10 protein-coding genes are annotated in these 11,398 nt (G+C 62.7%); 4 read left to right on the top strand and 6 right to left on the bottom strand.

Going from position 1 to position 11,398, the window contains the following annotated elements:
- The first annotated feature begins 437 nt into the window (after nt 1-437).
- The 4 genes from uvrA to NKI70_RS20340 are packed head-to-tail and all read left to right on the top strand — an operon-like array spanning nt 438 to nt 5,071.
- A complete protein-coding gene (gene uvrA / locus NKI70_RS20355) occupies nt 438-3,359 on the top strand; it encodes an excinuclease ABC subunit UvrA (RefSeq protein ID WP_352697713.1) in 2,922 nt (973 codons plus the stop codon).
- Nucleotides 3,359-3,769, top strand: a complete 411-nt coding sequence (locus NKI70_RS20350; protein WP_023674860.1) for a DUF302 domain-containing protein — start codon at nt 3,359-3,361, stop codon at nt 3,767-3,769. The genes uvrA and NKI70_RS20350 overlap by 1 nt, the downstream gene beginning before the upstream one ends.
- Entirely contained in the window at nt 3,766-4,236 is a 471-nt protein-coding gene (locus NKI70_RS20345) for a GNAT family N-acetyltransferase (RefSeq protein ID WP_023674859.1), read from the top strand. Before NKI70_RS20350 ends, NKI70_RS20345 begins: the two co-directional genes overlap by 4 nt.
- A 28-nt stretch (nt 4,237-4,264) precedes the next feature.
- Complete coding sequence (locus NKI70_RS20340) at nt 4,265-5,071, top strand: DUF72 domain-containing protein (protein WP_023674858.1); 807 nt, start codon at nt 4,265-4,267, stop codon at nt 5,069-5,071.
- 46 nt (nt 5,072-5,117) lie between these two features.
- Here NKI70_RS20340 and NKI70_RS20335 read toward each other — a convergent pair whose 3' ends face one another.
- The 6 genes from NKI70_RS20335 to urtA form a co-directional block, all read right to left on the bottom strand.
- Nucleotides 5,118-5,318, bottom strand: coding sequence for a hypothetical protein (locus NKI70_RS20335; protein WP_023674857.1), 201 nt, complete (start codon nt 5,316-5,318; stop codon nt 5,118-5,120).
- 217 nt (nt 5,319-5,535) lie between these two features.
- Nucleotides 5,536-6,231 carry an urea ABC transporter ATP-binding subunit UrtE gene (gene urtE / locus NKI70_RS20330; protein WP_023674856.1) on the bottom strand — a complete coding sequence of 232 codons (696 nt, stop codon included), beginning with the start codon at nt 6,229-6,231 and terminating at the stop codon, nt 5,536-5,538.
- A 70-nt stretch (nt 6,232-6,301) separates the two neighbouring features.
- A complete protein-coding gene (urtD, locus tag NKI70_RS20325; RefSeq protein ID WP_023674855.1) occupies nt 6,302-7,048 on the bottom strand; it encodes an urea ABC transporter ATP-binding protein UrtD in 747 nt (248 codons plus the stop codon).
- Between the two features lie 7 nt (nt 7,049-7,055).
- Complete coding sequence (urtC, locus tag NKI70_RS20320) at nt 7,056-8,288, bottom strand: urea ABC transporter permease subunit UrtC (protein WP_023674854.1); 1,233 nt, start codon at nt 8,286-8,288, stop codon at nt 7,056-7,058.
- Nucleotides 8,285-9,901: an urea ABC transporter permease subunit UrtB gene (gene urtB, locus NKI70_RS20315; protein WP_352697716.1), complete on the bottom strand. Its 1,617-nt coding sequence runs from the start codon at nt 9,899-9,901 to the stop codon at nt 8,285-8,287. Before urtB ends, urtC begins: the two co-directional genes overlap by 4 nt.
- 100 nt (nt 9,902-10,001) lie before the next feature.
- Nucleotides 10,002-11,312 (bottom strand): urea ABC transporter substrate-binding protein, encoded by a 1,311-nt coding sequence (gene urtA, locus NKI70_RS20310; protein WP_023674852.1) that lies wholly within the window; start codon nt 11,310-11,312, stop codon nt 10,002-10,004.
- Nucleotides 11,313-11,398: the final 86 nt, after the last annotated feature.

The following is an 11,398-nucleotide window of genomic DNA, read 5'->3' as shown; positions in this document are numbered from 1 at the left end:
TGGAGCCTCAACGAACAATCCGGTGGAGTCATGCCTCTGCTCTCCTTCTGTTGGTTGCGACTGTCGTCGTCGAAGCGCTCATCGCATAACCCGCGGCGTCTCGCAGGCTAGCCCCAGGCCGCGAGGCCATCGAAAGACGGCCGGCTTCGTTGACGTCTGGAGTCTGCCCCCACGGTGCAGGGACGTCAACCTTGAATAGCCGATTACCGAAAAATGTGATCGCGAGACGTTTTGGGAAGCCGGCCCCACGGGCAGCTTTTGTCAGGAGCGTGTTCGGCCTTTGTTCTTTCCGCTTGCCCGTTCGCGCGAAAGGCGGTTAAACGCTTTGGTCGAGAGTTGTGGCGTCTCTCGAAAAGGCGGCGAAATTGCCTACATAGGGGGTGGTCGGGAAAACCCGCCCATCCCACGAATTCCAGATTCTGAGGCGGCGACCGGCGATGGCCGACCATAAATATCTCTCCATTCGCGGGGCACGCGAACACAATCTGAAGAATGTCGATCTCGACCTGCCGCGTGACAGCCTGATCGTCATGACCGGCCTGTCGGGGTCGGGCAAGTCGTCGCTTGCCTTCGACACCATCTACGCCGAGGGCCAGCGCCGCTATGTCGAGAGCCTTTCGGCCTATGCACGGCAATTCCTCGAAATGATGCAGAAGCCGGACGTCGACCAGATCGACGGCCTGTCGCCAGCCATCTCCATCGAGCAGAAGACCACCTCGAAGAACCCACGTTCGACGGTCGGCACCGTCACCGAGATCTACGATTATATGCGGCTTTTGTTCGCCCGCGTCGGTGTACCCTATTCGCCGGCCACCGGCCTGCCGATCGAGAGCCAGACGGTCTCGCAGATGGTCGACCGGGTGCTTGCAGTCGTGGAAGGCACCCGGCTGTTCATCCTGGCGCCGATGGTGCGCGGCCGCAAAGGCGAGTACCGCAAGGAGCTGCTGGAGCTGCAGAAGAAGGGTTTTCAGCGCGTCAAGGTCGATGGCGTCTTCTATGAGATCGCCGACGTGCCGGCGCTGGACAAGAAGTACAAGCACGACATCGACGTCGTCGTCGACCGCATCGTCGTGCGCGGCGATCTGGCGACGCGGCTCGCCGATTCCATCGAGACCGCGCTGAAGCTGGCCGACGGGCTGGCGGTGGCGGAATTTGCCGACAAGCCGCTCGACGCCAGCCAGACCGGCGAGGATTCGGTCAACAAATCGAAGAACGAGACGCATGAACGCATGCTGTTCTCGGAAAAGTTCGCCTGCCCGGTATCCGGCTTCACCATTCCCGAGATCGAGCCCAGGCTATTCTCCTTCAACAATCCGTTCGGCGCCTGCCCGACCTGCGACGGGCTCGGCAGCCAACGCGCCATTGATGCCAGCCTGGTCGTGCCCGACGAGAATGTCTCGCTGCGGGCCGGCGCCGTCAGCCCTTGGGCGAAGTCGAGTTCGCCCTACTATGCGCAGACGCTGGAAGCGCTGGGCGTTGCCTATGGCTTCAAGCTCGGCGACAAGTTCAAGGATTTGAGCGAGGAGGCAAAGCAAGCCGTCCTGCACGGCACCGGCGAGCGCGAAATCACCTTCCATTACGATGACGGCCTGCGCTCCTACAAGACGACGAAAACCTTCGAGGGCGTCATCCCCAACCTCGAGCGCCGCTGGAAGGAAACGGAATCCGCCTGGATGCGCGAGGAGATCGAGCGCTTCATGTCGGCCACGCCCTGCCCGGCCTGCCGCGGCTATCGGCTGAAGCCCGAGGCGCTCGCGGTCAAAATCGCCGGCAAGCACATTGGCGAGGTCACCGAGCTGTCGATCCGCAAGGCCGACCAGTGGTTCACCGACCTGCCTGCATCGCTCAACGACAAGCAGAATGAGATCGCGGTGCGCGTGCTCAAGGAAATCCGCGAGCGGCTGCGCTTCCTCAACGATGTCGGTCTCGACTATCTGACGCTGTCGCGCAACTCCGGCACGTTGTCGGGCGGCGAGAGCCAGCGCATCCGGCTGGCTTCGCAGATCGGCTCCGGCCTGACCGGCGTGCTCTATGTGCTCGACGAGCCGTCGATCGGCCTGCACCAGCGCGACAATGCCCGCCTGCTCGACACGCTGAAGCATCTGCGCGACATCGGCAACACGGTCATCGTCGTCGAGCATGACGAGGACGCCATCCTGCATGCCGACTACGTCGTCGATATCGGCCCGGCGGCCGGCATCCATGGCGGCCACATCATCGCGCAGGGCACGCCGCAGCAGATCATGGCGACCCCCGCCTCGATCACCGGCAAGTATCTGTCGGGCGAGCTCGAAGTGGCGACGCCGGCGGTTCGGCGCGAGGCCAAGAAGAACCGCCGGCTGAAGGTCGTCGGCGCGCGCGGCAACAACCTGAAGAACGTCACCGCCGAAATCCCGCTCGGCACCTTTACCGCCGTCACCGGCGTATCCGGCGGCGGCAAGTCGACCTTCCTGATCGAGACCCTGTTCAAGGCGGCGTCGCGCCGCATCATGGGCTCGCGCGAGCATCCGGCCGAGCATGACCGAATCGAGGGGCTGGAATTCCTCGACAAGGTCATCGATATCGACCAGTCGCCGATCGGGCGCACCCCGCGCTCCAACCCTGCCACCTATACCGGCGCCTTCACGCCGATCCGCGACTGGTTCGCCGGCCTGCCGGAGGCCAAGGCGCGCGGCTACCAGCCGGGCCGCTTCTCGTTCAACGTCAAGGGCGGCCGCTGCGAGGCCTGCCAGGGCGACGGCGTCATCAAAATCGAGATGCACTTCCTGCCCGACGTCTACGTCACCTGCGACGTCTGCCACGGCAAGCGCTACAACCGCGAGACGCTCGACGTCCTGTTCAAGGGCAAATCAATCGCCGACGTTCTCGACATGACGGTCGAGGAAGGCGTCGATTTCTTCGCCGCCGTGCCCGGTGTGCGCGACAAGCTGGAGACGCTGAAACGGGTCGGCCTCGGCTACATCCATGTTGGCCAGCAGGCAACGACTTTATCGGGCGGCGAGGCGCAGCGCATCAAGCTTGCCAAGGAACTGTCGCGCAAGGCGACCGGCAAGACGCTCTACATTCTCGATGAGCCAACCACCGGCCTGCATTTCCACGACGTCGCCAAGCTGCTTGAAGTGCTGCACGAGTTGGTCGACCAGGGCAACACGGTCATCGTCATCGAGCACAATCTAGAGGTGATCAAGACCGCTGACTGGGTGCTCGATCTCGGCCCCGAAGGTGGTGACGGCGGCGGCGAGCTGGTAGCGTCCGGCACGCCTGAGGAGATCGTTCGCGAAAAACGCAGCTATACCGGGCAGTTCCTGAGGGAATTGCTGGAGCGGCGCCCCGGAGGCAAGCGCGAAGCGGCGGAGTGATGGTAAAGAACGGTCTCATCACGCTCCAAAGCCGCTTCGGCGTGGCCGAAACGATCGATCGCCTGGTCGGGACTGTGGAACGTGCAGGATTGCTGGTCTTCGCCCGCATTGACCACGCCGCCGGTGCGCGCAGTGTCGAAGCTTCCCTGCGTCCGACCCAGCTTCTGATTTTTGGCAACCCGAAAGGCGGCACGCCGCTGATGCAGGACCGGCAGCTTGCCGGCATCGATCTGCCGGTCAAGGCACTGGCCTGGGAGGACGAGCAAGGCAAGGTCTGGCTCTCTTACAATGACGCGCACTGGCTCGCCGAGCGCCACGGCTTGGGCGACGCCAGTCGCAATGCCGTCGCCGCGATAGCGGCCGGCATGGACAAGGTGATTGCGGCCGCTGCCGGCGCGGGCCAGTTTTGATCATGAGAGCCGCTCGGGCCGATGATCTCCCCATGGTGATCTCGCTCACCACCGACGCCTACGCGCCCTACACTGCCCTGCTCGGCGCACCGCCGATCCCGGTCACCGAGGACTATGCGCCGCGCATAGAACGCGGCGAGGTCTGGCTTTCGGAGCAGGACGGACAGCCGGCCGGCTTGATCGTTCTCGAACGACATGCGGACCATACAATGATCTTCAGCGTCGCCGTTGCGCCCGCCTTTCAGGGCAAGGGTTTCGGCATCGGGCTGCTCAACTGGGCCGAGCGACAGACGCGCTTGTGGAGCTTGCCGGAAATCCGACTCTACACCAATGCCAGAATGGAACGGAACGTTTCGTTGTATAAGGCCTACGGCTTTCGCGAAACGGGTCGCCGGCCCAATCCATATCGGCCAGGATGGACGGTCGTCGACATGGCGAAAGCCGTCGAGACGACCGCCATCGCGTGATCCTTTTCTGCAAACCGGGAGGACGACCATGACTCAATCAGGAACAATCCGCGCCGGCATGGGCGGCTGGACCTTCGAGCCGTGGGACACGTCCTTCTACCCGGACAAATTGTCGAAGGCCAAGCAACTGCATTATGCCAGCCGGCAGGTGCTCACTATCGAGGTCAACGGCACCTATTATTCGAGCTTCAAGGAGCCGACCTTCGTCAAATGGGCCAACGAGGCGCCGGATGGTTTCGTCTATTCGCTGAAGGGCAACCGCTTCGTCACCAACCGCCGCGTGCTCGGCGAGGCCGGGGAATCGATCATGCGCTTCCTCGGGTCGGGCGTCGCGGCACTTGGCGACAAGCTCGGGCCGATCCTGTGGCAGTTCGCGCCGACCAAGAAATTCGACCCGGACGATTTCGAGGCCTTCCTCAAGCTGTTGCCGGAAAAGCAGGACGGCGTTGCGCTGCGCCACGCGGTCGAGGTGCGCAACGACAGCTTCATCGTGCCGGAGTTCGCCGCCTTGGCGCGAAAGCACAAGGCCGCCATCGTCTATGCCGACCACGCCAAATATCCGGGGATTGCCGACGTTACCGGCGATTTCATCTATGCGCGGCTGCAGACCGGCAGCGACGACAATCCCGATTGCTATACGCCAAAAGCGCTCGACGAATGGGCGGCGCGCGCAAAAACCTGGGCGGAAGGCAAGGTGCCGGCCGACCTGTCGCGCGCCGATCCTTCAACCGACGCGCCGGTCAAGCCACGCGATGTGTTCGTCTACTTCATCACCGAGGGCAAGGTCCGCGCTCCATTCGGCGCCATCGCGCTGATGAAGCGGGTCGCAGGCTGACGCCCCCGCTGTCGGTGGTCCGCCTGGCTTGGTCCTAAACTACCGGCTATGCGGCGCGTTCGTCCGGACGCCGATCAACCCTGACGATCTCGTTGAAAGCATCGAGGTCGACATAGAAGACCTTGGTGATCTCCGCGATGAGTTCGTCGTGGTCATACCCCTGCGATTTCAGAATGTTGATGGCTGTTAGGATATCGACGCGCTCCGTGAGCCGTCGTTTCTGGTAGTCCTCGACATAGCGCTCCATCGTCTAGCCCTGGCTCCCAAGCACCCGAAATGTTGGACGACAACAGATCGCTGGAAGGGAACGGCTTGCGCGCAAGCGTGCCGGCGCGGCCCGCGCCTTCCCCTGATCTGCCAAATTGGAACTGGTACGGAAAGCGGCCGACTCACCAAGGCCAAGCAAAATCTAGCACGCAATCTTCGGCGCGCCAGAGTTGCAAACCAATGGAATCAATAAGAATTCAGACAGTCAGGAATTTGCGGACGTCCGCCCGGTCGAGATCCTCGGCGGGGCCGGTATGGACGATCTGGCCGCGGTCCATGATATTGACCTCGTCGGCCAATTCCCGGCAGAAATCGAGATATTGTTCGACCAAAAGCACCGCAATGCCGGCCTGGTCGCGCAGATAGCGGACGGCGCGGCCGATGTCCTTGATGATCGACGGCTGGATGCCTTCGGTCGGCTCGTCGAGCACCAGCAGCTTCGGCCGCATCACCAGCGCCCTGCCGATGGCAAGCTGCTGCTGCTGGCCGCCGGAAAGATCGCCGCCGCGGCGCGCGAGCATCTGCTTCAGCACCGGAAACAATTCGAAGACGTGAGCGGGAATGTTGCGATCGGCGCGCTTCAACGGCGCAAAACCGGATTCGAGATTTTCCCGCACCGTAAGCAGCGGAAATATCTCCCTGCCCTGCGGCACGAATGCGATGCCCGACCGGGCGCGATCATACGCCGCGCTCCGGTCGAGCGCCTTCCCCTCGAAGGCAACGCTTCCGCTCGTCAGCCGGTGATGGCCGACGATCGATCTCATCAAACTGGTCTTGCCGACGCCGTTGCGGCCGAGCACGCAGGTGATCTTGCCGGCGCCGGCCTTCAGCGAGACGCCGCGCAGCGCCTGGGCAGCGCCGTAGTGCAGCGTGGCATTGGAGACTTCGAGCATGGTCAGCGCTTTCTCCAACGCGTGAAGAACGAAAGGTCGAAATGATGGAACGGAACGCGCCAGACCATGTTCATCTCCCCAGATAGACTTCGACGACGCGCTCGTCGGCCGAAACGAAGTCGAGACTGCCCTCGGAAAGCACCGAGCCTTCGTGCAGGCAGGTGACCTTGACGCCGAGCTCGCGCACGAAATGCATGTCGTGCTCGACGACAATGACAGAATGGTCGCGCGCGATGTCCCTGAGCAGCCGCGCGGTTTCCTCGGTCTCGGCATCGGTCATGCCGGCAACCGGTTCGTCGACCAGCAGCAGCTTCGGATCCTGCGCCAGAAGCATGCCGATCTCGAGCCATTGCTTTTGGCCGTGGCTCAGATTGGCGGCGAGTTCGTCACGCTTGTCGCCAAGCCGGATGATGCCGAGGATGTCGTCGATCTGCCGCACGTCCGCGGCCGACCGACGATGGAACAGTGCCGGGAAGATCGAGCGCGGGCCTTTCAGCGCCAGCATCAGATTGTCCTCGATCGTGTGGCTTTCGAAGACGGTCGGCTTCTGGAATTTACGGCCGATGCCCATCATGGCGATTTCGGCCTCGTCGTGTTTGGTTAGGTCGACCTCACCGTTGAAGAAAACTTCACCCGCGTCGGGCCGCGTCTTGCCGGTGACGATGTCCATCATCGTCGTCTTTCCGGCGCCGTTGGGGCCGATGATCGCCCGCATCTCGCCCTTGTCGAGCACCAGCGAAAGGTTGTTGATGGCGCGAAACCCGTCGAAGGAAACCGACACGCCGTCGAGATAGAGGATGGTGTTGCTCTTCGACATCAGGCCATCACTCCGCCGGCTGCGGTTCGGCGCCGGAGGCCGACCAGTCGCCCGGCCTTCTCGCCGCCGAGCGGTCGGTTTTCGGCGGCACCGGCGCATCGGGATCGATGCCGGCTTCTTCGGCAACCGAGGCCGCCCGCAGCGCCTTGGCGTTGCCGCGCCAGGAATCCCACATGCCGATGATGCCCTTGGGCAGGAACAGCGTGACGGCGACAAACAGTCCGCCCAGCGCAAACAGCCAGAATTCAGGCAGCACGCCGGTGAACCAGGATTTACCGGCATTGACCAGAAGCGCGCCGATGATCGGCCCGACGATGGTGCCGCGCCCGCCGACGGCCGCCCACACCACCACCTCGATCGAATTGGACGGCTCGAATTCGCCAGGGTTGATGATGCCGACCTGCGGCACGTAAAGCGCACCGGCGATGCCGGCCATCACCGCCGACACGGTGAAGGCGAACAGTTTGACGTTCTCCGCCCGCCAGCCGAGAAAGCGCGTGCGGCTTTCGGCGTCGCGCACCGCCATCAGAAGCTTGCCGTACTTGGAACCGACGATTGCCCAGGTGACGAAGACGGCAAACGCCAGCATGACGGCGCTGGCCGCGAACAGCGCCGAGCGCGTCATGTCGGCCTGCACGTTGAAGCCCAAAATGTCCTTGAAATCAGTCAGGCCGTTATTGCCGCCGAAACCCATGTCGTTGCGGAAAAAGGCAAGCAGCAGCGCATAGGTCATCGCCTGGGTGATGATCGACAGGTAGACGCCGGTGACGCGGCTGCGGAAGGCAAACCAGCCGAAGACGAAGGCGAGCAGGCCGGGCACCGCAAGCACCATGACCGCGGCAAACCAGAAATGGTCGAAACCATACCAGAACCATGGCAATTCCTTGTAGTTAAGGAACACCATGAAATCCGGCAGCAGCGGATTGCCGTAGACGCCGCGCGAGCCGATCTGGCGCATCAGATACATGCCCATCGCATAGCCGCCGAGTGCGAAGAAGGCGCCGTGGCCGAGCGAGAGGATGCCGCAATAGCCCCAGACGAGATCGAGCGCCAAGGCGAGCAGTGCATAGCAGAGGTATTTGCCGGTGAGCGCGACGATATAGGACGGCACGTAAAACGCACTTGTCGGCGAGACCGCAAGATTGAGCAGCGGCACGACGATTGCAACCGCCAGCAGGATGAAGATGGTGATGGCGACGCGGCGGTCGGCGCCGGCGGCAAAGAAGCGTCCCGTGATCATGCTTCCACCGACCTGCCCTTTAGCGCGAACAGACCGCGCGGGCGTTTCTGGATGAACAGGATGATCAGCACCAGGACGACGATCTTGCCGAGCACTGCTCCGGCATAAGGTTCGAGGAACTTGTTGACGATGCCGAGCGAGAAAGCGCCGACCAGCGTGCCCCAAAGATTGCCGACACCGCCGAAAACGACGACCATGAAGCTGTCGATGATGTAGCCGCGGCCGAGATTGGGCGAGACGTTGTCGATCTGGCTGAGCGCGACACCGGCGATGCCGGCAATGCCGGAGCCGAGTGCAAACGTTAGCGCATCGACCCAAGGCGTCCTGATGCCCATCGAGGCGGCCATGCGGCGATTGGCGGTGACGGCACGCATCTGCAGCCCCCAGGGCGTGCGTTTCATCACGTAGAGCAGCACAGCGAACACGCCGAGCGCGAATACCAGGATCCAGAGCCGGTTCCAGGTCACGGCAAGCTGGCCGATATTGAACGAGCCGGACATCCAGGACGGGTTGCCGACCTCCTGGTTGGTCGGCCCGAAGATGGTGCGTACGGCTTGCTGCAGGATCAGCGACACACCCCATGTCGCCAGCAGTGTCTCCAGCGGCCGGCCGTAGAGGAAGCGGATCAGCCCGCGCTCGATGACAAGGCCGACGAGCGCCGCCACCAGGAAGGCCAGCGGCAGGGCGATGACCAGCGACCAGTCGAACAGGCCGGGAAAGCAATTGCGGATAACCTCCTGCACGACGAAGGTCGTGTAGGCGCCGAGCATGACCATCTCGCCATGCGCCATGTTGATGACGCCCATGACGCCGAAGGTGATGGCAAGGCCAATCGCCGCCAGCAGCAGCACCGATCCGAGCGATATGCCGTACCAGACGTTCTGGCCGGCATCCCACAGCGCCAGCGTCGAATTGATGTTGGCGATCGCAGCCGTCGCCGCGTCTTTCACCGCACCTTCGGAACTGGCCTCGACCGACGTGAGCAGCGACACCGCATCGCGGTCGCTGCGCGCACCGATGAGCGCGATTGCCGCCAGTTTGTCGGCCTCCGGCCTGTCGGAAACGAGAACCGACGCGGCGCGGGCCTGTTCTAGCAGCGCCTTGACGCTTGCCACGCTCTCATTGGCGATGGCGGTGTCGAGCGGCTCGATGTTTGCCGCGTCGGGCGTTTTGAACATGGTGTCGGCGGCGGCAATGCGCACGGCCGGATCCTTTGAGCCAAGCGTCAGCGTGCCCAATGCATCGCGAATGACGCGGCGCAGCGTGTTGTTGACCTTGATCTTGCTGATGTCGGCCTTGGCAGCTTCGCCCGATCTTTCGCCGGTAAGCGCATCGAGCAGCTCGATGCCGTCGCCGCTCTCCTTGCCGACAAAGACCAGTGAATCGGCCTTGCGCACGTAAAGGCTGCCCTCCGCAAGCGCGGCAAGCGGCCGTTCTACGGCCGGATCGCCGGAAGCCGCAAGCTCCCGCACCACGGCTTCTATCGCCGGAAAATTGGCGGCGGTGGCGAATTTGGCGATGACCACGCGCAGATCTGCTTCGCTGGCGTTCGACGGCAGCAGCGTCCCCTGGAGAAGGAGCAGCATCAGGCCAATCGCGCGGATCAGGATCATTGGTTTCTGGTGGCTCTTGAAGATTGAATGTCGCCTCCGGGCAGGCTGGAGGAGGAGCCTGCCCGGAGGCTTGCGGGTCTGGGAGGACAGACCGGGAGGATCAGTTGGTTCCCTTGCCGCCGCATTTGCCGGTGGCAACGTTGAAGTTGCCGCAGGACAGAGGCGCGCGCCAATCGGAGATCAGGTCCTTGGAGTCAGGCAGATAGTCGGACCACTCGTCGCCCATCACCAGGCCCGGCGTCTGCGAGACGGTTTCGAACTGGCCGTCGGCCTGGATTTCGCCGATCAGCACCGGCTTGGTGATGTGATGGTTCGGCATCATCGTCGAATAACCGCCGGTCAGGTTCGGCACCGAGACGCCGACCATGGCGTCGATGACCTTGTCCGGATCGGTGGTGCCGGCCTTCTCGACCGCCTTCACCCACATGTTGAAGCCGATATAATGGGCTTCCATCGGGTCGTTGGTGGTGCGCTTGTCGTTCTTGATGAATTTGTGCCAGTCGGCGATGAACTTCGCGTTCTCGGGCGTGTCGACGCTCTCAAAATAATTCCAGGCGGCGAGATGGCCGACCAGCGGCGCGGTGTCGAGACCGGCAAGCTCTTCCTCACCAACCGAGAAGGCCATGACCGGAATGTCCTCGGCCTTGATGCCCTGGTTGCCGAGTTCCTTGTAGAACGGCACATTGGCGTCACCGTTGACGGTCGAGACGACGGCGGTCTTCTTGCCGGCCGAACCGAATTTCTTGATCGCCGAGACTTCGGTCTGCCAGTCGGAGAAGCCGAACGGCGTGTAGTTGACCATGATGTCTTCGGCGGCAACGCCTTTCGCCTTCAGGTAGGCTTCGAGGATCTTGTTGGTGGTGCGCGGGTAGACGTAGTCGGTGCCTTCGAGCACCCAGCGCTTCACCGAACCGCCATCCTCGCTCATCAGATAATCGACGGCCGGAATGGCCTGCTGGTTCGGCGCCGCACCGGTGTAGAACACGTTGCGCTCGCTTTCCTCGCCTTCGTACTGGACGGGGTAGAACAGGATGTTGTCGAGCTCGCTGAACACCGGCAGCACCGATTTGCGCGACACCGAGGTCCAGCAGCCGAACACCGCGGCGACCTTGTCCTTCGAGATCAGCTCGCGCGCTTTTTCTGCGAACAGCGGCCAGTTGGAAGCCGGATCGACGACCACCGCCTCGAGCTTCTTGCCGAGCAGGCCGCCCTTGGCATTCTGCTCTTCGATGAGCATCAGCATGGCGTCCTTCAGCGTCGTCTCCGAGATCGCCATGGTTCCCGACAGCGAATGGAGGATGCCGACCTTGATGGTGTCGTCGGCCGCCCTGGCGGGAATGCTCATCAGCAGGCCGGCGGTGACCACGCCGGCCGAAAACATTTTTGTTATTGTCGAGAAACTGCCCCTCATACTTTTAAACTCCCAAGCTGGTTAACTGCATCGGAACAGGACCATGCAACGGCTGTGCCAATCACCGGCGAAAGATCGGAGTGTTT

This window comes from Mesorhizobium sp. M0500 (assembly GCF_040321165.1).
Taxonomy (GTDB): Bacteria; Pseudomonadota; Alphaproteobacteria; order Rhizobiales; family Rhizobiaceae; genus Mesorhizobium.
The sequence above is the reverse complement of the archived record's forward strand: the minus strand, read 5'-3'. Positions and strand labels throughout refer to the sequence as shown.